At 66.1% G+C, this 18938-nt stretch carries 17 protein-coding genes; 8 read left to right on the top strand and 9 right to left on the bottom strand.

Annotated features, from left to right (window positions below; translation table 11 throughout):
• Positions 1-2 precede the first annotated feature (2 nt).
• Both ACEQZD_RS08060 and asd read left to right on the top strand, forming a co-directional pair.
• Entirely contained in the window at positions 3-827 is an 825-nt protein-coding gene (locus ACEQZD_RS08060) for a sulfurtransferase (RefSeq protein ID WP_370184858.1), read from the top strand.
• 19 nt (positions 828-846) lie between these two features.
• Complete coding sequence (gene asd / locus ACEQZD_RS08055) at positions 847-1710, top strand: archaetidylserine decarboxylase (protein WP_335628074.1); 864 nt, start codon at positions 847-849, stop codon at positions 1708-1710.
• Positions 1711-1973: 263 nt separating this feature from the next.
• Here asd and ACEQZD_RS08050 read toward each other — a convergent pair whose 3' ends face one another.
• On the bottom strand, positions 1974-2735 hold the full coding sequence (locus ACEQZD_RS08050; protein WP_194854724.1) for an enoyl-CoA hydratase-related protein: 762 nt from the start codon (positions 2733-2735) through the stop codon (positions 1974-1976).
• A gap of 156 nt (positions 2736-2891) precedes the next feature.
• On the opposite strand from ACEQZD_RS08050, the gene ACEQZD_RS08045 reads away from it, so the two are divergent.
• Entirely contained in the window at positions 2892-3692 is an 801-nt protein-coding gene (locus tag ACEQZD_RS08045) for a RimK family alpha-L-glutamate ligase (protein WP_370184855.1), read from the top strand.
• Here the strand turns inward: ACEQZD_RS08045 and ACEQZD_RS08040 are convergent.
• Positions 3632-4822: a hypothetical protein gene (locus ACEQZD_RS08040; RefSeq protein WP_370184854.1), complete on the bottom strand. Its 1191-nt coding sequence runs from the start codon at positions 4820-4822 to the stop codon at positions 3632-3634. The two genes, ACEQZD_RS08045 and ACEQZD_RS08040, sit on opposite strands and share 61 nt — an antisense overlap.
• A 159-nt stretch (positions 4823-4981) precedes the next feature.
• Here ACEQZD_RS08040 and serB point away from each other — a divergent pair, with 159 nt between their 5' ends.
• Positions 4982-6211, top strand: coding sequence for a phosphoserine phosphatase SerB (serB, locus tag ACEQZD_RS08035; RefSeq protein ID WP_142947446.1), 1230 nt, complete (start codon positions 4982-4984; stop codon positions 6209-6211).
• 121 nt (positions 6212-6332) lie between these two features.
• On the opposite strand, the gene ACEQZD_RS08030 is transcribed toward serB, so the two are convergent.
• The 3 genes from ACEQZD_RS08030 to epmB all read right to left on the bottom strand — a co-directional run bounded on the left by ACEQZD_RS08030 (position 6333) and on the right by epmB (position 11134).
• Positions 6333-8411 carry an EAL domain-containing protein gene (locus ACEQZD_RS08030; RefSeq protein WP_194854727.1) on the bottom strand — a complete coding sequence of 693 codons (2079 nt, stop codon included), beginning with the start codon at positions 8409-8411 and terminating at the stop codon, positions 6333-6335.
• A gap of 109 nt (positions 8412-8520) precedes the next feature.
• Positions 8521-9999, bottom strand: a complete 1479-nt coding sequence (locus ACEQZD_RS08025; protein WP_335628076.1) for a hypothetical protein — start codon at positions 9997-9999, stop codon at positions 8521-8523.
• Positions 10000-10105: 106 nt separating this feature from the next.
• Positions 10106-11134 (bottom strand): EF-P beta-lysylation protein EpmB, encoded by a 1029-nt coding sequence (gene epmB / locus ACEQZD_RS08020; protein ID WP_228547802.1) that lies wholly within the window; start codon positions 11132-11134, stop codon positions 10106-10108.
• Between the two features lie 33 nt (positions 11135-11167).
• On the opposite strand from epmB, the gene efp reads away from it, so the two are divergent.
• The 3 genes from efp to ACEQZD_RS08005 are packed head-to-tail and all read left to right on the top strand — an operon-like array spanning position 11168 to position 13631.
• Positions 11168-11737: an elongation factor P gene (gene efp, locus ACEQZD_RS08015; RefSeq protein WP_142947449.1), complete on the top strand. Its 570-nt coding sequence runs from the start codon at positions 11168-11170 to the stop codon at positions 11735-11737.
• Between the two features lie 2 nt (positions 11738-11739).
• Positions 11740-12675, top strand: coding sequence for an EF-P lysine aminoacylase EpmA (epmA, locus tag ACEQZD_RS08010; protein ID WP_370184851.1), 936 nt, complete (start codon positions 11740-11742; stop codon positions 12673-12675).
• 17 nt (positions 12676-12692) lie between these two features.
• Entirely contained in the window at positions 12693-13631 is a 939-nt protein-coding gene (locus ACEQZD_RS08005; RefSeq protein WP_370184849.1) for a calcium/sodium antiporter, read from the top strand.
• Between the two features lie 4 nt (positions 13632-13635).
• Here ACEQZD_RS08005 and ACEQZD_RS08000 read toward each other — a convergent pair whose 3' ends face one another.
• From ACEQZD_RS08000 to ACEQZD_RS07985, 4 genes are all read right to left on the bottom strand, one after another.
• Positions 13636-14553 (bottom strand): alpha/beta fold hydrolase, encoded by a 918-nt coding sequence (locus tag ACEQZD_RS08000; protein ID WP_370184847.1) that lies wholly within the window; start codon positions 14551-14553, stop codon positions 13636-13638.
• 122 nt (positions 14554-14675) lie between these two features.
• Positions 14676-15842, bottom strand: a complete 1167-nt coding sequence (locus ACEQZD_RS07995) for an acetyl-CoA C-acetyltransferase (RefSeq protein WP_142947452.1) — start codon at positions 15840-15842, stop codon at positions 14676-14678.
• A 132-nt stretch (positions 15843-15974) separates the two neighbouring features.
• Positions 15975-16652, bottom strand: a complete 678-nt coding sequence (locus ACEQZD_RS07990; RefSeq protein WP_370184846.1) for an anti-sigma factor domain-containing protein — start codon at positions 16650-16652, stop codon at positions 15975-15977.
• Positions 16649-17194, bottom strand: coding sequence for a sigma-70 family RNA polymerase sigma factor (locus ACEQZD_RS07985; RefSeq protein ID WP_370184844.1), 546 nt, complete (start codon positions 17192-17194; stop codon positions 16649-16651). The genes ACEQZD_RS07990 and ACEQZD_RS07985 overlap by 4 nt, the downstream gene beginning before the upstream one ends.
• Before the next feature lie 188 nt (positions 17195-17382).
• Here ACEQZD_RS07985 and ACEQZD_RS07980 point away from each other — a divergent pair, with 188 nt between their 5' ends.
• Positions 17383-18933 carry a DUF4331 domain-containing protein gene (locus ACEQZD_RS07980; RefSeq protein ID WP_370184842.1) on the top strand — a complete coding sequence of 517 codons (1551 nt, stop codon included), beginning with the start codon at positions 17383-17385 and terminating at the stop codon, positions 18931-18933.
• Positions 18934-18938 lie beyond the last annotated feature (5 nt).

Here is an 18938-nt window from a genome sequence, read left to right as displayed (position 1 = left end):
CCATGACCGCTCAACTGCCGCTACTGCTGGAGCCCGCCGATCTGGCGGCCCATTTGGACGATGACAATCTGCTGATCGTGGATCTGAGCAAGGATCAGGTTTACGACCAGGCCCATGTGCCCGGTGCCGTGCACCTGGACTTCAAGCGCCTGCTCGCCGGCACCCAGCCGGCCCCCGGGCTGCTGCCCGGCGACGACGCCCTGTCCGCGCTGTTTTCCGAACTGGGCCTGACCCCGGACACCCAGGTGGTCGCCTACGACGACGAAGGCGGCGGCTGGGCCGGGCGCCTGCTGTGGACCCTGGATGTGATCGGCCACAAGAAATATTCCTACCTCAATGGCGGCATCCACGGCTGGCTGGCGGCGGAACTGAGCACCAGCAGCGACCGCACCCGGCCGGAGCCCAGCGACTACCGGGTTGGCGAGCACGACCCGGCCACCAGCGTCGATCTGGACTACGTGCTCAAGCACCACACCGACCCGGACGTGGTGATCTGGGACGCCCGCTCGGAGGAGGAATTCGCCGGCGTGCGCGCCTTCGCCCAGAAGGCCGGCCACATCCCCGGCGCCACCCACTACGAGTGGACCGACGCCATGGACAAGCACAACAACCTGCGCCTGCGCGATCTGGAAGAAATACGCCGGGAACTGGCCGAGCGCGGCATCCAGAGCAACAAGGAAGTGATCACGCACTGCCAGACCCACCACCGCTCCAGCTTCACCTGGCTGGTGGGCAAAATCCTCGGTTTCGAGCGCATTCGCGGCTACCCCGGCTCCTGGGCCGAATGGGGCAACCACCCCGACACCCCCACGGAAAAGTCCGAGTAATCACCTTGAGGCTCACTCTTTGCACGCTCTAAAAGAAAAGCTGTTTATCGCGCTTCAGCACGTCGTCCCCCAGCACCTCCTGTCCCGCCTGGTGGGCTGGGTGGCGCGCAGCGAGATTCCCTGGATCAAAACCACCTTCATCAACCGCTTCATCCAGCACTTCGGGGTGGACCTCAGCGAAGCGGAAATCGAAGACCCGGACCGCTTCGAAAATTTCAACGCCTTCTTCACCCGCGCGTTGAAAGACGGCGCGCGCCCCATCGCCGACGGCGAGCGGGTGCTGGCCTGCCCGGCGGACGGCACCGTCAGCCAGCTGGGCCCGCTGCGCGGCGGCGACCTGTTCCAGGCCAAGGGCCACCATTATTCCGCCTTCGAGCTACTGGGCGGCGACGGCGCGCTGGCGGCGGAGTTCCAGAACGGCCACTTCGCCACCGTCTATTTGTCGCCGAAGGATTATCACCGCGTGCACATGCCGTTCACCGGCACCCTGCGCGAAACCTGCTACGTGCCCGGGCGCCTGTTCTCGGTGAACCAGACCACCACCGAGCGGGTGCCGCGCCTGTTCGCGCGCAATGAACGGCTGGTGTGCGTGTTCGATACCGAGGTGGGGCCGATGGCGGTGGTGCTGGTGGGGGCCATGATCGTGGCCGGCATCGAGACCGTGTTCGCCGGTCAGGTGACGCCGCAGTCCACCACCGTGACCCGGGTCGACTACCGCAATCCGGCGCCGGTGACTCTGCGCAAGGGCGACGAGCTGGGCCGCTTCCTGCTCGGCTCCACGGTGATCGTGCTGTTCCCGGAGGGCGCCGCCGAGTTCGGTTCGGAGCTGACCGCCGGCGCCGCCGTGCGGATGGGCGAAGCCTTCGGGTCGGTGCGTCAGTAGAGACCCGTGTTCGCCGGGGCTTGGCTTGTGGGAGCGGGCCCAGCCCGCGAAAGGGAGCGAAGCTGCCGGCGGGATGCCAGAGACCTGGGTTCTTCAGGTGTCCGGCGCTCCGTATCGGAGACGCGGTGCAATGGTGGCGTGTCCTGGACGGGCCCACCCGATCCCGGCGCGGGCTTTCTGGAGGGAAAAGTCGCTGGAATCCTGCGGGGTGGCTGAAAGCCACCCTTTCGCGGGCGGGCCCGCTCCTACAAACCCATCCGGATTTATTTCTTGCCGACCTTGGCGGCGAGGATCGCTTTGGCTTCGTCGCCTTGCAGGAGCTCGGCGAACAGCGCCAGGTCGTGGTCGATCAGGTCGTGGAGGTCCATCTGCGCGGCCTGGCGCATCAGGCGCTTGCTTTCGCGCATGGCGCGGGGCGGCTTGGCCGCCAGGGTGCGGGCGTAGGCCGCGGCGGTGTCCGCCAGTTCGGCGGGGCTGACCATTTTGGCGACCAGGCCGGCCTGCAGCGCTTCCGGGGCCAGCAGCGGCTCGCCGGCGAGCAGCATGCGCGCGGCGCGCTGGTAGCCCAGCCAGGCCGGCAGCAGCTTGGCGGACCCCGCTTCCGGCACCGCGCCCAGGTCGACGAACGGGGTCAGGAACTTGGCGTCGTCGGCGGCCACCACCAGGTCGGCGTGCAGCAGCATGGTGGTGCCCACGCCCACGGCGTGGCCCTGGACGCCGATCACCAGCGGCTTTTCGAAGCGGCTCACGGCGCGGATAAAGGGCGCCGCGCCGCCTTCGGTGCCTTCGCCGGCGGCCAGGAAGTCGGCCAGGTCGTTGCCGGCGCTGAAGGATTTGCCGGCCCCCAGGATCAGCACCGCGCGCACGTCATCGCTGTCGCCGGCGAACGCCAGCAGGTCAACCAGGTCGCGGTACATGGCGCCGGTCAGGGCGTTGAGTTTGTCCGGGCGGTTCAGGGTCAGGGTGAGCACCGCGCCGTCTTCGGCCGCCAGCACCTCACCGCTTTGCAAAGGGGGTAAATTCACAGCGTTCTCCCGAGTGTCGTTGTGCGCCAAAGCCTAGCCGGTGCGGACCCCGCTGGCCATGACAAATCCGCTTGCCGAGGGGCCCGTTTAGCCCTATAAATTCGCGGTTCGCCCGCGCGACCGTGCACGGGCTTCTAGCCTGAGGTCCGTCGGCCTTTGAAACTGATCACCTTTGACCCTTTCCGCACCCTGGGCCTGCCGGGCGTGCATTACATCAAACCGGAGCTGATGCACGACCAGCGCGCGCGGTTGACCGACGCGGACTGGCTGCTGTTCCCGGCTTACTGGCAGTTGCACAGCCTGCACTATGTGCTGGGCCGCCCGATTTTCCCCAGCCTGGCCAGTTACCACCTGGGGCACGACAAGGTGGAAATGACCCGGGCGCTGAAGCTGGCGTGCCCGGAACATCTGCCCGAGACCGATATCCTGCCGGCGGGGCCGCACGGCATTAGCCAGGTGCTGGATACCTGGCGCTTTCCGTTCGTGGCCAAGCAGATCCGCTCCAGCCAGGGCAGCGGCGTGTTTCTGATCGAGAGCCGCCAGCAGTTACTGGACTACGCCGCTCACAGCGAGGTGCTTTATATCCAGAAGCTGCTGCCGATCGTGCGCGATCTGCGCGTGGTGGTGGTGGGCCGTGACGTGATCGCCAGCTACTGGCGCGAGGGCACCAGCTTCCACAACAATCTGGCGCGCGGGGCGCGGGTGCGCACCGACCTGCCGGTGCCGGAGCCGGCCCTGGCGCTGGTCACCCGGCTTGCCCGGGAGCTGGGCATCGACCACGCCGGGTTCGACGTGGCCTGGGTGGAGGGCCGCCCCTACGTGCTGGAATTCAACCGCCTGTTCGGCAACCGGGGCAGGCCGGAGCTGCCCCAGTTGATCGGCGCGGCGATGCGCGGTTACTTGCTCGGCGAGGCGTCGCCGGACACCCCGGAACCGCCCATGACCTTTTCCGCCTGAGTGCGCAGCAGGGTCTGATAGCGGTGCGCGAGCTGCTCCACCGGCTGCAGGCGAATCTGCCGGTCACCGGCTTGAACCAGCTGTGCCCGCTCGGTCTGGTAGAGGGCTTTGACGTCCAGTTCGGCGCGGGTCAGTTCCGCCTCGGGCACGTTCAGCCGGCCCGGCACCCCGGCCAGGCACAGGGCCCAGCTGTCCGCCTCGTTGAACTGGTTGCTGACCAGGGCCTTGAACTCCAGCGCCGGCGACTGGCCGGCTTTGCGCCGCGGCGCCTGCAGGCGGGCCACGCGCAGGAACAGCAGGCCGGCGCATAGCGCCGAAAAGGCGGTGTGCGACAGCGGCTCGCCGGTGAAGCGGATGCGCGCCCGGTCGCCGATGGCGGTGATCACTTCGCCGCCGTACAGCGCCGCCACTTCGCGCAGCAGGTGGTGGTAATCCGCCAGCAACGCTTCCAGCGCCGAGCGGGTGTAGCGCTGCTGGAAATGATCGAAGTTGACCACGCTCAAACGCAGCTCCACCGACACGCCATCCGGCGCCGGCGCATCGCCGTCCACCGGGGCGACCGGCGGCGTTTCGGACGCCGTGTCCTGATCCGTGGCGGGCGCGGCCGTCGCCGGCGGCGCGGCGGGCCGCCACAGCCGGCGGCGGATCACCTCGGCCGCGGCGCGCAGGGCCATCAGGCCCAGCACCACCAGCACATAGCCGGTTTCCAGGCGCTGACGCGGCGCGGTGTCGTGGGCGGCGGCGAGCACCACCGAGCCGGCCAGCTCGCCGTCCGGCAGGGCCACCGGCACCTCCACTTTCACCGGCAGGCTGTCGTCGCTCTTGCCGGTGACCGGCTCACGGGCCACGTCCAGAAACTGCACGCCGCCGACCGGCTCCAGGGCGCGGGTTTCGCGGGCGATCACGTTCAGCCCGATCAGGTCGTCACCGGCCAGCGACTCGGCGGAGCGCAGCGCGGTCTGTTGCGCCAGGGCCTTCAATTGCACCCGCTGCTCCGCCTGCAGGCGGGCGGAGAAGTGCTCCAGAAAATAGACCCCCACCACCAGCGCCACCAGCAGCATCAGCGCCAGTTCCAGCAGTAGTTGTTTTTCCCGTTGCAGCCAGGGCCGCCATTTTTCCCACACCGACATGCAGTGCCTTCCTTGCCTGTGAACGCGACGGCCGGGAGTATAACCCGTGGTGGCGGCGCTACGCTTGGCTCTGGCGCACGCACGCCAACCCGGCACGGTTTTCTGGTAATCTTAGCGGCTGTTCCGCAACGTACCGACCAGCCCGAGGAATCCCCCAGCGTGCGCGAGATTATTCTCATCCAGGTGTCCGGCAACGACCGGCCCGGCCTCACCGCGGCCTTTACCCGCATTCTGGCCCGCTACCACCTGAATATTCTGGATATCGGCCAGGCGGTGATCCACGACACCCTGTCGCTGGGCATCCTGGTGGAAGTGCCGCCGGCGGCGGAGGCGTCCTCGATGCTCAAGGACCTGCTGTTCGAGGCGCACAAGCGCAATATCTCGGTGCGCTTCCGGCCCATCGACGAGGACCGCTACGAGCAGTGGGTGTCCGGTCAGGGCAAGGACCGCCACATCATTACCCTGCTGGCGCGCAAGATCACCGCCGAGCAGCTCGGCGACGTGACCACCGTGGTGGCGGATAACGACCTCAACATCGACAGCATCGCGCGGCTTTCCGGCCGGGTGCACCTGGAAGGCGAGGACAGCGACCCGGACGGCCGCGCCTGCGTGGAAATCTCGGTACGCGGCGAACCCCGTGATCCTGGCGCCATGCGCGCCGCCTTTCTGGCAATCGCCAACGAACGCAACCTGGACATCGCCTTCCAGCGCGACAGCGCTTTCCGGCGCAACCGCCGCCTGGTGGTGTTCGATATGGATTCCACGCTGATCCGCTCGGAGGTGATCGACGAGCTGGCCGCCGAAGCCGGCGTCGGCGAGCAGGTGGCGGCGATCACCGACCGGGCGATGCTCGGCGAGCTGGATTTCAACGAAAGCTTCCGCGCCCGGGTGGCGCTGCTTAAAGGGCTGGACGAAAGCGCCCTGGAACGGGTGCGCGAGCGGATCCAGCTCACCGAAGGCGCCGACCGGCTGATCCCCACCCTGAAAGCGCTGGGCTACCGCACCGCGATTCTGTCCGGCGGCTTCACCTGGTTCGGTGACTGGCTGCAGAAACTGCTGGGCATCGACTACGTCTACGCCAACACCCTGGAGATCGTCGACGGCAAAGTCACCGGCGAGGTGGCGGAGCCGATCGTCAACGGCGAGCGCAAGGCGGAGCTGTTGCGGGAGATCGCCGCCCGCGAAGGCATCAACCTGGAGCAGGTGATCGCCGTGGGCGACGGCGCCAACGACCTGCCGATGCTGGGCGCCGCCGGCCTGGGCATCGCCTTCCGCGCCAAGCCGCTGGTGAAGGAAAACGCCGCCCACTCCATCTCGACATTGGGCCTGGACGGCATTCTTTACCTGATCGGCGTCCGCGACAAAGACCAACAGGAACTACTGAAGTAGTTAATAATTAACAGTTAACAGTGAATAGTTAAAAAAGCGCGGGCGACTGGCCCGCGCTTTTTTTGTTTCGCTATTAACTATTAACTATTAACTATTATCTGTTAACTCTTAACTGCTCTAATCATCCTTCCGTGGTTTCCGCCGTTTCGAGGCGGTCCATGGGCGCCTGCAGATAGTAGCCCTGCAGGTAGTCGACGCCGCCGAGGCTCCACAGGGTTTGCATCTGGGCGGCGGATTCGACGAAGCCGACCAGGGTGCGGCGGCCGCTGTCGCGGGCCTGCTGAATGATTTCCGCGAACCGTTCCCGGCTTTCCGCTTTGCTCAGTTCCTGGGTGAAGGAGCCTTCGAATTTCACCATGGTGGCGGGGATGTGCTCGAACAGTTTGAACGGGTCCAGGCCGCCGCCGAAACGGCTGATCGACAGGCCGCAGCCCTGTTTGCGCACCGCGTCGGCGAACGCCGCCGCCTGCTTGAGGTAATTGACCGCGTCGCCTTCGCTGAACTGGAAGATCACCTGCTCGCCGGACAGCTTGGCGGCGCGCATCGCCTTGGTGAGCCATTCCGCCAGGCCCGGCTCGCCCAGGGAGTAACCGCTGAGATTCACCAACAAGGTGATTTTCTGTTCGTGGGCGGCCGCCGCGCGCATGGCGTTGAGCACCACCCAGCGGTCCACCTTGCCGGCCAGGCCCTGCTCGGCGGCGGTGGGCATGAAGTCGGCGGCGGCCAGGTCGTCGCCCTGCTTCTGCGGCATGTGCACGAACACTTCGAAGACATGCTCGTTTTCGTCTTCCAGGCTCATCAGCGGCTGGTATTTGAGGCGGAAGCTGCCTTTCTCCAGCGCCTGGCGGATGCTCAGCGCGATCGCTTCGGAGGAGCCGGCGGCCACATCGTCCATGGGGTCATGGATCTTGATGGCGTTGCCCTGCTCGTTGTTTTCGCGCTGCGCCTGGTTACAGCATTTCAGCGCCTTGGTGAGAATGTCCTGGCTGCTGCGCGCGTCCTCGCGGGCGAACGCCAGCCCCAGGCTGGCGGTAACGTGGGCGGTGCGGCTGGCCACTTCCGGCATCAGCGTCTCGATGCCGGCGCGCAACTCTTCCGCCAGCTGCCCGGCTTCGTCCAGGTCGTTGACCGGCTTGAGCAGGGCGAAATCCTCGCCGTCCACCCGCGCCAGCTTGCCGCCGGCGCTGTGCTCGCGCAGCCAGTCCGCCACCGCCCGCAGCACATCGTCGGCGCCTTCCATGCCCAGGCTGGACTGGTGCTGTTCAAAGCCGTCCAGGCGCAGATACAGCACCGCCGCCAGCTGCCCCTGGCGGGCCGCTTCGGCCACGGCCTGATCCAGCTGCTCCATAAACCAGGTGCGGCTGTAGAGGCCGGTGACCTGATCGGTCTGGCTGATCTCGTGCAGGCGCTCCTGCAGGGCGTTCTCGTCCAGGCTGGCGGCGCGGATCACGATCTGGGTGCAGGCCTCGCCGTCGTAGGTGCTGGGCGAGAACACGAAGGTGGCGTCGAATTCGCTGTCGTCGGTATGCACACCACGGCATTCCAGCTCGTTGGTCTGGCTGGCGTTCTCGGCGCGGCTGCGCAGCAGCTTCTTGAGGCGGTCGTGGTCGCTGGCGGAGACCATGTCCATGATCGGCACGCCGGCCAGTTCCTCGGCGCTGTCGTAACCGAACATGCGGGCGTAGTTGTCATTGGCGTGGATGTGCATGCCGTCGAGCACATAGGCGATGGCGTCACGGCTCTGATCCATCAACTGGCTGAGCCGCTTTTCCGCTTCGTGGCGGGTGATCTCGGAGTGTTGCAGCTCCTTGCGCAGGCGCAGGAATTCCATCAGCCGGTCGACGCATTGCATCAGCATTTCGCGGTCGTCCTTGGGCGCCACCGCGCGGGCGCCGGCCTTGTAGGCGTTGCGCACGATTTCGGCATTGTAGTCGTCGCTGAGCAGAATCACCGGCAGTGCCTTGCCGAGCCGGTTCAGGTGCGCCATGGCGCTTTCGAAGGAGCCGTCACCGAAGGTGGGCCGGCACAGCATCAGTTCCCAGGCGCCGCCCTTCAGTGCCCTCACCAGATCGTCCTCGCCCAGGGCCAGCTGCGCGCGGGTGGCGCGGCCGGCGTTACGGAGGGTGTTCATAAGCTGTTCAGCTTCGTCCTGGGAATCGTGCGCGATCAGCAAGCGGAGGGTATCGAGGGCGTAATTCATCGGCGCCAGTGCTCATCCGTTATTCGTAGAGCATCTATTGTGCCTGACGGGGCTGCGTTCGCCAAAGACCTTACCGCCGCGCGGGATTGTCCTTGCGGAGCGCCGGCGCTCAGACCGCCGGACGCAGGGTGTACTGGGCGATATCCGGGGAGCCGGCCAGGCGCACGCCGAGCCGGGTGTCCCGGGGCGGGCCGTCCCACAGGGTCAGGCGGGTACCGCTGCGGTAGCCGGTGGTGGGCACCACCAGGGTCTCCGGATCGTCACCTTCCGGGGACGGCACCAGCAACGCCGGCGCCGGCCAGGCATTGGGGTCGCCGGCGCTGACACGCACCGGCCGCAGGGTCTCGGGCAACAACGCCACGCCCAGGCGTACCGCGTCGCCGAGCCAGGCCACCCAGCGTATTTCACCGACCCGCCATTGCGGCTGCTCCATCGGCGACAGCGCCAGCAGGCCGCCGGCGCGCAGGGTGTTGGGGGTGCCGCCACGCCACTCCAGACAGTAACCGCCGTCGCCGTGATCCACCCGCCGCACCCGGTGCAGGGGCTCATCGCCCTCGCCCTGGTCCAGGCGCCGGTGCACCGCGTCCAGCCCCAGGCAGAGCAGCATTTCACCGTCCAGCGGGCGGCGCGGCCCGCGCCGCTCGCGCGGGCCCAGCCAGGCCCAGCGCAAATGGTGGGAGAGGATGTCCGACAACGGCCGGCTGCGGTGGCCGGGGCCGCCTTCGGCCAGCGCGGCGGCCAGCGGCCGGGTGTCGAAGTAACGTAGCGCCTGGCCGTTGTCCGCCATGGCGGACAGGGCCTGGGGGCCGGCGTCGCTTTGCAGATCCACATGGAAGGGGGCGTCGGCGGCGTCCGCCAGCAACGGCATCCAGCGGGCCCAGTGGGCGGCGGCCCGGTACAGTGCCATCAACGCCGGCTGGCGCAGCTGATTGGGCTGGGCGCTGGCGGTGAGCAGCAGGCGGCCGTAGGCGATCAACACCGCGCCTTCCTCGCCGGGTAACTCCGGGTCCGATACGGTGAGCGCCTCCAGGGCGTGGCGCTCGGCTTCGGCATAGAGGTTGTGCAGGACCTGCCAGGTGCCCGCCGGCGGCTCTTTGTAGAGCAGCATGTGCAGAAACAGATCCTGGGCGCGGGCGTCCATGGCGCGCTGCAGGGCGGTGGCGGCGGCTTGACGTTCGGGCCGGTTGAGCTTGCCGCGCAACAGCGGCGCGGCCACGCTCTGGTAGCCGATGGCCAGCCCCTGGAACAAGCGGTGCGATAACGCGGCGGCCTGCAGCGCACGCTCCGGCGGCATCAAGGGCAGATTCAGGTAGCGGCTTTCCAGGGTGTAGGCCAGTTGCCGGAGGCGGGGCCGGATCTCCTCCAGCAGGGCCAGCCGGCGGCGGCCGTCAACGCGCAAACGGGGCAGTTCGTCCAGCAACGTCAGTAACGGCGGCGCTCCGCGGTGCGGGTCGCCGATCGGCAGCGCATCCAGCCAGGCGCGCAGCCGGCGCGGCCGGGCACTGGCCAGCGACAGTTTGTCCAATTCCGGTTCCGGAACCCCCAGACGCACTTCCCACGCCGACTCCGTTTGGCGGGCCTCTTCCATGGCTTGTTCCTCACAGGCTTGGCCTCCGCCGCCCGGCGAAGGCTATATTCAAATTATTGTTGTGATGATCATCACAAATATAACTTGAACACCCGGTAATTGTACATTATCCAGCCAATACCGTTTTTGAACCCGCTCCCGGTTCTTCGCGCGCCAGCCTGGGCACCAGGAACCCCGGCAGCCGGTCCCGCAGGGCGGCGTGCAGGTCGCGGGCGCGCGCGTCCGGCACCGCGAAATGGGCGGCGCCCGCCACCGCGTCCAACTGGTGCAGGTAATAGGGCAGCACGCCGGCCTCGAACAGGGCGTCGGACAGGGACGCCAGGGCCTCGGCGTCGTCGTTGACCCCGGCCAGCAGCACCGACTGATTGAGCAGGGTGACGCCACCGCGGCCCAGGGCGCGGCAGCGCTCCGCCAGCGCCGGACTGATCTCGCGGGGGTGGTTGGCGTGCAGCACCAGGGTGGCGCGCCAGCGCGGCGACGCCAGCAACGCCGCCAACCCCTCATCCAGGCGCTCGGGAATCACCACCGGGGTGCGGCTGTGGATCCGCAGGCGGCGCAGATGCGGCAGCGCCGCCAGGGCCTCCAGCAGCTCGCCCAGGCGCCGGTTGCTCAGCGTCAGCGGATCACCGCCGCTGAGGATCACCTCATTGATGTCGGTGCGCCGCGCCAGCCAGTCCAGTGCCTGTTGCCAGCGGCCGCCGGACAGATGCTCCTGGTACGGGAAGTGGCGGCGAAAGCAGTAGCGGCAATGCACCGCGCAGGCGCCGGTGACCACCAGCAGCGCGCGGCCATGGTATTTGTGCAGCAGGCCGGGCACCGGGGTGTGGCGGGATTCATCCAGCGGGTCGGCGTTATAGCCGGGCACCGCCTCGCGCTCGCGGCCGGTGGCGAGGATCTGCAGCAGCAGCGGGTCGTCGGGGTTGCCCGGTTCGATCAGATCCAGGTAACGGCGCGGCACCCGCAACGGGAAGGCGCTGTCGTCGTCGGCGCCGCCGGGGATCTGGTCGGGGCGCAGCGACAGCCGCTCGCACAGCTCCCCCACCCCGGTGACCAGGTCGGCCTGCAGACGGCGCCAGTCGGGTACCTGCCAACCGTCCGCTTCCTGCGTTATCATGGCCAGCTTCTTAAATGCCATCCGGTAATTCCCCGACACAGTGGATAGATATCTATGGCCAGCTATTCTACCAGTGAATTCAAGTCCGGCTTGAAGGTTATGCTCGACGGCGACCCCTGCGCCATCATCGAGAACGAGTTCGTAAAGCCCGGCAAGGGCCAGGCCTTCAGCCGCGTAAAGCTGCGCAACCTGAAGACCGGCAAGGTGTGGGAACGCACCTTTAAATCCGGCGACAGCCTGGAAGGCGCCGACGTGCTGGATGTGCAGATGCAGTACATCTTCAGCGACGGCGAGTTCTGGCACTTCATGGACACCGAGACCTTCGAGCAGAAGCAGGCGGACGAAGCTGCGGTGGGCGACGCCAAGCAGTGGCTCAAGGAAGAGGACATGTGCGAGGTGACCCTTTACAACGGCGAGCCGCTGAACGTGAACCCGCCCAACTTCGTGGAGCTGGAGATCGTCGAGACCGATCCCGGCCTGAAGGGCGACACCGCCGGCACCGGCGGCAAGCCGGCCACCCTGAGCACCGGCGCGGTGATCCGCGTGCCCCTGTTCGTGCAGGAAGGGGAAATCGCCAAGGTGGACACCCGCACTGGCGAGTACGCGGGCCGCATCAAAAACTAGTGGTGACCGACTGGCGGCCCACCGCCTCCCTGGAGGCCATCAAAGCGCGCGCCGGGCTGCTGAGCACGGTGCGCGCTTTTTTTGCCGCCCGGGGCGTGCTGGAAGTGGACACCCCGCAACTGGCGCGCCACGGGGTCAGCGACCCCCATATTCAGTGCATTCCGGTGCCCGGCCACGGCTATCTGCAAAGCTCGCCGGAATATCATATGAAGCGGCTGCTGGCCGCCGGCAGCGGGCCGATCTATCAGATCTGCAAGGCGTTCCGCGACGGCGAGGCGGGCGCCCGGCACAACCCCGAGTTCACCATGCTGGAATGGTACCGGCCGGGTTTTGATCTGAGCGCTCTGATCAACGAGTGCCTGACCCTGTTCGGCGAACTGTTCCCCGGCGCGCCGTCGCGAAGCTACCGCTTTCGGGCTCTGTTCAGCGACGTTACCGGCCTGGACCCGCTCACCGCCAGTGATTCTGAACTGGTCACCCTTGCCGAATCCCACGGCGCCCCCGACGGCTTGAACAAAAGCGCCGCCGTGGACTATCTGATGGCCACCCGGGTGGAACCCGCCCTGCCCGCCGGGCAACTGTCCGTGGTGACCGATTTCCCGGGCTGGGCCGCCGCCCTGGCTGAAACCCGATTTGACGAAGACGGCCTGGAAGTGGCGCACCGGTTCGAGATTTACTATCGGGGAATGGAGCTGGCCAACGGCTACCAGGAACTCACCGATGCCGCCGAGCAATCCCGCCGCTTCAAGCGGGACAGCGAGTTGCGTGGGGCGCAGGGTCTGTCTCCCATGGCCGCCGACGCTTTGCTACTGGCCGCTCTGGAACACGGTCTACCCGCTTGCAGTGGTGTCGCCATGGGCGTTGAGCGCCTGCTCATGGCGCAACGGTACAGTGATCAAATCGCCGACGTGATGACTTTTCCCCAACACCGGGCTTAGCCGGAGAGTTCGACACCATGATCGTTAACTTCACCTACATCGTGCTGGCGCTTGGCCTTCTCTTTATCGGGGCCGAAGGGCTGGTCCGGGGCAGCTCGTCATTGGCACTGCGTGCGGGGCTGAGCCCTCTCACGGTGGGGCTGACCATCGTGGCGTTCGGGACCAGTTCGCCGGAGCTGGTGGTGAGCCTGAAAGCCACCTTGTCGCAGCAAGGCGACATCTCGGTGGGCAACGTCGTTGGCTCCAACATTTTCAATATTGCCATCATTCTCGGGATAACGGCGATACTGTGCCCGATCCCGGTTCACCGGAAGATCATCAAGATCGACGCGCCGATCGCACTGGGCCTGACATGCCTGCTGCTGGTGCTTCTTCTGAACGACTCCCTGGGCCGCCTCGAGGGCCTGCTGCTGTTCGCCGGCATCGTCGCCTACACGGTCATGAACGTGGTGTTCGCGAACAAAGAGCCGGTCAATGGCGGCAACGACGACGCCGCGCCCGGCATTTCACGCCACTGGATTCTCGATACCGCCTTTATGCTCGGGGGGCTGGGCATACTTATCTTCGGGTCACGCCTGCTGGTGGACCATTCCATCATTCTGGCGAAAGGGTTCGGTGTCAGCGAAGCAGTGATCGGCCTGACCATCGTCGCCGCCGGAACCAGCATGCCGGAGCTGGCGACCTCAGTGGTCGCCGCCCTGCGAAAGCAGCCTGACATCGCGATAGGGAACGTGGTCGGCTCGAACGTTTTCAACATCCTTGGCATTCTCGGCGTCACGTCCCTTGTGTCACCGCTTTATGCACCCGGGATATCGTGGACGGATTATGCCGCGATGCTGGCGTTCACCGTCCTGTTGGTCCCTTTGCTTTACACCGGACGGATCTTGCACCGGCTGGAGGGGCTGGCGCTGATCGCCCTGTACGCGGGGTACCTGTTCCTGCTTTGGCCTGAGTAGCCGGTCAGACCGCCGCCGGTTCGACGCCGGCGCGCGCCCGGGCGCAGTTCTCGGCGACCAGCTCGATCAGGCGCGGTTGCACCGACGGCGGGAAGTCGTGGCCCATGCCGTCGATGATGGCGAGCCGGGCGCCGGGCATGGCGCGGGCCGAGGCGCGGCCGCCGGCGGGCCGGATCAGCGGATCGCTGCCGCCGTGAATCACCTGGGCGGGGCAGCGCACTTTTTTCAGGCGCTTGCTGAGGTTGCCGGTGGCCATGATCGCCATGAACTGGTTGCGGATACCGCGCGGGTTCAGGCCCCGCTCCCAGCTGCGCTGGAACATCTCGGTGAGTTCCTCGCGGCCCTGGTCCAGGGTACCGCCCAGCTTGGCCATCATCCCCAGGCCGAACGCCACATAGTCTTCCACGGTTTCAATCTTCACCCGCGGCGCCACCAGGGTTTTCAGCGCCGCCGGTTTCGGCGGCGGCAGGAAGGGGCTGTTGGTGCTGGACATGATCGAGGTGACGCTGAGCACCCGCTCCGGATGGGTGGCGGCGGCCAGTTGCGCGACCATGCCGCCCATGGAGGCGCCCACCAGATGGGCGCGCTCGATACCCAGGGCGTCCAGCAGCCCCATGGTGTCGGCGACCAGATCGTCCAGGGTGTAGGGGGCGTGGACCTTGAGGCCGACCATGTAGCGCAGCATCGCCGCCATCGGGCCGTACTTGAACGGCTCGCGGATGGCGGTGGATTTACCGGCGTCACGGTTGTCAAAGGCGATCACCCGGTAACCCCGGTTGGCCATGGCGTCGAGCAGACCTTCCGGCCAGAACACCAGCTGCGCGGAGAGACCCATGATAAAGACCAGCGGTTCGCCGTCCTCGGGCCCACGGGTTTCGTAGAAGAGATCGACGCCGTTGCTGCGCACCGTGCCTGTGGCCATGCCTGTCACCTGTGTTGGGGGATTTTCGGGTTATCCGCTCAACATAGAAAAGCCCGGCGCCAACCACAAGCGCCGGGCTTCTTTTGGCCCGCACGGCCCGGCGAAGGGCCGTTGGAACGGCGTTAGAGCACTTCGATGATGGTGGCGTTGGCGGTGCCGAGACCTTCGCAGATCGCCAGCAGACCGTAGCGGCCACCGCGCCGTTTCAGTTCGTACACCAGCGTGCCCATCAGCTTGGCGCCGGTGGCGCCCAGCGGGTGGCCCAGCGCCTGGGCGCCGCCGTTGACGTTCAGCTTGTCGTAGTCGGCGCCGAGGGCGTTCATCCACGCCAGCGGCACGGAGCCGAACGCTTCGTTGACCTCATACAGATCAATGTCCGCCAGGGTCATGCCGGCCCGCTTGAGCACCTTTTCGGTGGCCGGGATCGGGCCTTCCAGCACCATGGTGGGGTCGGAGCCGACCACCGCCATGGCGTGGATGCGCGCCAGCGGCTTGAGACCGAATTCCTTCACCGCCTGCTCGCTGGCCACCAGCACCGCCGAGGCGCCGTCGGTGATCTGGCTGGCGTTGGCGGCGCTGATGATGCCGTTCTCCGCCAGCGGCTGCAGGCCGCGGATGGAATCCAGGTCGGCGTCCCAGCGGATGCCTTCGTCCACATCGTGCAGGGTCTCTCCGCCGTCATCCAGGTTCACGTTCACCGGCAGGATTTCCTGCTTGAAGCGGCCGGCCTCGGTGGCGGCGGCGGCGCGGCGGTGGGAGTCGTAGGCGAACCGGTCCAGGTCGTCCTTGCTGACGCCGTACTTCTTGGCCATGCGCTCGGCGCCCACGAACTGGCTGAAGTTCTCGCCCGGGTAGCGGCGGCTGATTTCGCCGGTGAACGGATTGCCCAGCTCCTTGGCCACGGTGACCGGGGAGCCGATCGGCACCTGGCTCATGGATTCCACGCCACCGGCGATCACCAGGTCCTGGGTGCCGCTCATCACCGCCTGGGCGGCGAAATGAATGGCCTGCTGGGAGGAACCGCACTGCCGATCGATGGACACGCCGGGCACCGATTCCGGCAACCGTGAACTGAGCACGGAGGTGCGCGCGATATTGAAGGTCTGCGGCCCGATCTGGCTGACGCAGCCGTAGATCACGTCGTCCACCCGGTCCGGGGCGACGCCGGTGCGCTCCAATACCGCATCAATCACTTTACCGCCCAGATCCGCCGGGTGAACCCGGCTGAGCCGGCCGTTGCGGCGGCCGCCGGCGGTGCGTACCGCTTCTACGATGTATGCCGTGGTCACGATGAGTTCCTCGCCTGAATTCGAAAGAACCCCAAGACTACGCCCGGCCCGCCGCCGCGCTCAATGACCATAATGAACCCCGGTCCTGACCCGAACGAACCCGGCAACGGCCGCCACGGCCGGCGGCGGCGCTTACAGGGTGACCATCCTGACCTGATACAACACCGGGCCGGTGGGTTGACCGGTGGGTGAGCCGCCCGCCGGTTCCAGGCTCACGGCCAGGGTGCGCGAACGGCGCAGCACCTGGAGTTGTCCCTCGGTCAAGGCCGCGGCCTGCTCCTCGTCGGCGGTCGGTAACAGCCCCATGGAGATGGCGGCCCCGGAACGGGGCAACAACCACAGCTCGAACGCCTTGCCGTCGGCGGGGGCGTCCACCTGCACGCCCTGCGCGGACAGGTAACGCCGGCCGTCCTCGCTGCGGGCCTCCAGCACCCACAGGGGTTCCGCCTGGCTGTTCTGGATCACCCCGACGAAACGTTGCGGTGCCGGCGCCGCCGGCCAGAACAGCATCACCGTGATCACCAGGGAGGCGGCCAACAGGCCCCCCACCGGCCACCACAGGTTCCGGGCGCCGCTACCCGGACGATCAATGCGGCCACGCACTTTGCGCCATACCACCGCCGGTGGGCGGCGCTCGGGAATGGCGCCGTTGAGCGCCTGGAAGCGGCGCTCCCAATACCACACCTGACGCCGCACCCGTGGCGACTCCAGCATCCAGGTTTCGAAACGGCGGCGGGCGGCGCCGGTCAGGGTGCCCAGCACATACTCCGCGGCAAGGGCGTGATTACGTTCGTGCCGATCCGCTTTCATCGTTCCAGACACCGGCGCATGAAATCCAGACCGCGACGGACCCAGCTTTTCACCGTGCCCAGCGGCCGCCCCAGGGTGCGCGCCATCTGCCCATGGGTAAGACCGTGAAAGTAAGCCAGCTGAATGCTGGCGCGATGCTCATCACTGAGCTCACGGAGACAACGGTCGAGAATTTTTTCGTCCGCGCTTGCCAGCGCCGCCTGCTGGGGCTCCATGGCTCCGCTGCGTAACTGATTTTTCAGGTCGTCCACATCCTGATGACCGCGCCGCTGGCGCAGCACATCCATGCAGGCGTAACGGCCGATGGAAATTATCCAGGTGAGCGGTGAACCGCGTTCAGGATGGTACTCACCGGCGTGGTGCCAGACTTTTATGTAGATTTCCTGTAACACGTCCTCGGCCTCGTGCCGATTCCCCAGCATTCGCAGACAAAGGCCGTATAAACGCGGGGAAGTCGCGTTATACAACCTTTCGAACGAAGCCAGGTCTCCTCTGGAAGTTTGCGCCATTAGTTGCACCATATCCGAAAACTTTTCACTCATGGCGCGTCCCGCTCCTTTGTCTACACGCCGCGCTCACGGGGAAGGGTGGAATTTGCAGTGTTACCCGCTCCCCTCTGATACGCGCTCCGCCGCTGAATGGATGCAATAAAAAGTTAATTTTTTACTGCATCCAAACGATCACCCAACTCGTATTACAACTTGATCGCTACCGAAAACTGGAGAAAAAAATGCAACATCTGCTTGCCAAATCACCGCTCGCCATCGCGGTGGCCTCACTGGTTCTGGCCGCGCCCTCGGCGCTCGCGTCAAGCCACCGTGAAGCCCCGTTCATCACCGGCAGTCCGAAGGTCGACGGCACGGACTTCTATATGTTCCGCAGCTATGAACCCACCCGCTCGGATTTCGTAACCCTTATCGCCAACTACCAGCCGCTGCAAGATGCCTACGGCGGCCCGAACTATTTTCTTCTCGACGAAAACGCCGTTTATGAAATTCATATCGACAACGACGGCGACGCTATCGAGGATCTGACATTCCAGTTCCAGTTTAACAACGAATACAAGAACCTTGCCGTGCCCGCCGGCGCGGATGGCGACACCCCGGTGCCGCTGAGCAATATCGGCCCGATCTCCGCGGGCGACACCAATGCGCTCAACGTCACGCAAACCTATACGGTGAAGCTGATTACCGGCGACCGCCGCAGCGGCCAGTCGCAAGCCATCACCAATGCGAGCAGCAGCTCTGAAACCTTCATCAAGCCGATGGACAACATCGGCAACAAGTCGATTCCCGATTACCCCGCCTACGCCAGCGACGCGATTTACCCGATCGCCATTCCCGGTTGCGATAACGACGGCAGAGTGTTCGTCGGTCAGCGCAAGGAAGGCTTCGTGGTCAATCTGGGCGAAGTCTTCGACCTGGTTAACACCAATCCGGTCGGCCCCCGTGACGGCGAACGCAACATCATCGGCGACAAGAACATCACCAGTCTCGCGCTGGAAGTACCTAAAAGCTGCCTGACCGCCGGTGATAGCGCCGTGATCGGTGGCTGGACCACCGCCAGCGTGCCGCAGGCGCGGGTCATCAACCCGGCCCCGCAGGGTTCCGCGGTGACCGGTTCCGCCGGCGCCAAACCGGCCAGCGTGGAAGGCGGCGCCTTCACCCAGGTCTCCCGTCTCGGCTCACCGCTGGTCAACGAAGTGGTGATCGGCCTGCCGGACAAGGACCGCTTCAACGCCAGTGAACCCAAGGACGATGGCCAATTCGCGCAATACGTTACGAATCCGAGCCTGCCTGTGCTGCTGAATGCTCTGTTCGGCGACGCTGCGCTGCCACCGGAAACGCCGCGTAACGATCTGGTCACCGCCTTCCTGACCGGCTTCCCGGGTGTGAACCAACTGCCCACCGTGACCCCCAGCGAAATGCTGCGGCTTAATACTGACATCGAGCCGACGGTTCCCGCCGATCAGAACGATCTCGGCGTAGTCGGTGGCGACCTCGCCGGATTCCCGAACGGTCGCCGTCCCTATGACGACGTGGTGGATATCGCGTTGAACGCGGCGATGGGCAAGCTCTGTGGCCAGTTAGACGCCGGCAACTGCGGCACCCAGTCCACGCCTCAGAACGGTGACAACTTCTACACCGACGGCACACGGGCCGCCGGCGCCACCGCCGCCACCTCGGTGATCAGCGGTGAAATCGACAACGATGACACCTATCTGGCCGAGTTCCCGTACCTGGCGAATCCGATCCCGGGCTCTCCGAACGAAGCTCGATAAACAGG

Origin of the sequence: Alloalcanivorax sp. (assembly GCF_964221125.1) — a bacterium.
GTDB lineage: Bacteria > Pseudomonadota > Gammaproteobacteria > Pseudomonadales > Alcanivoracaceae > Alloalcanivorax > Alloalcanivorax venustensis.
This window is presented reverse-complemented; position numbering and strand designations above follow the sequence as displayed.

Coding starts and splice junctions, on each gene's coding strand:
- ACEQZD_RS07990 (WP_370184846.1), bottom strand. CDS start 16,652: ATGAAAGCGGATCGGCACGAACGTAATCACGCCCTTGCCGCGGAGTAT.
- ACEQZD_RS07980 (WP_370184842.1), top strand. CDS start 17,383: ATGCAACATCTGCTTGCCAAATCACCGCTCGCCATCGCGGTGGCCTCA.
- ACEQZD_RS08000 (WP_370184847.1), bottom strand. CDS start 14,553: ATGGCCACAGGCACGGTGCGCAGCAACGGCGTCGATCTCTTCTACGAA.
- epmB (WP_228547802.1), bottom strand. CDS start 11,134: ATGGCATTTAAGAAGCTGGCCATGATAACGCAGGAAGCGGACGGTTGG.
- ACEQZD_RS08040 (WP_370184854.1), bottom strand. CDS start 4,822: ATGTCGGTGTGGGAAAAATGGCGGCCCTGGCTGCAACGGGAAAAACAA.
- ACEQZD_RS07985 (WP_370184844.1), bottom strand. CDS start 17,194: ATGAGTGAAAAGTTTTCGGATATGGTGCAACTAATGGCGCAAACTTCC.
- ACEQZD_RS08025 (WP_335628076.1), bottom strand. CDS start 9,999: ATGGAAGAGGCCCGCCAAACGGAGTCGGCGTGGGAAGTGCGTCTGGGG.
- ACEQZD_RS08060 (WP_370184858.1), top strand. CDS start 3: ATGACCGCTCAACTGCCGCTACTGCTGGAGCCCGCCGATCTGGCGGCC.
- ACEQZD_RS08005 (WP_370184849.1), top strand. CDS start 12,693: ATGATCGTTAACTTCACCTACATCGTGCTGGCGCTTGGCCTTCTCTTT.
- ACEQZD_RS08030 (WP_194854727.1), bottom strand. CDS start 8,411: ATGAATTACGCCCTCGATACCCTCCGCTTGCTGATCGCGCACGATTCC.
- efp (WP_142947449.1), top strand. CDS start 11,168: ATGGCCAGCTATTCTACCAGTGAATTCAAGTCCGGCTTGAAGGTTATG.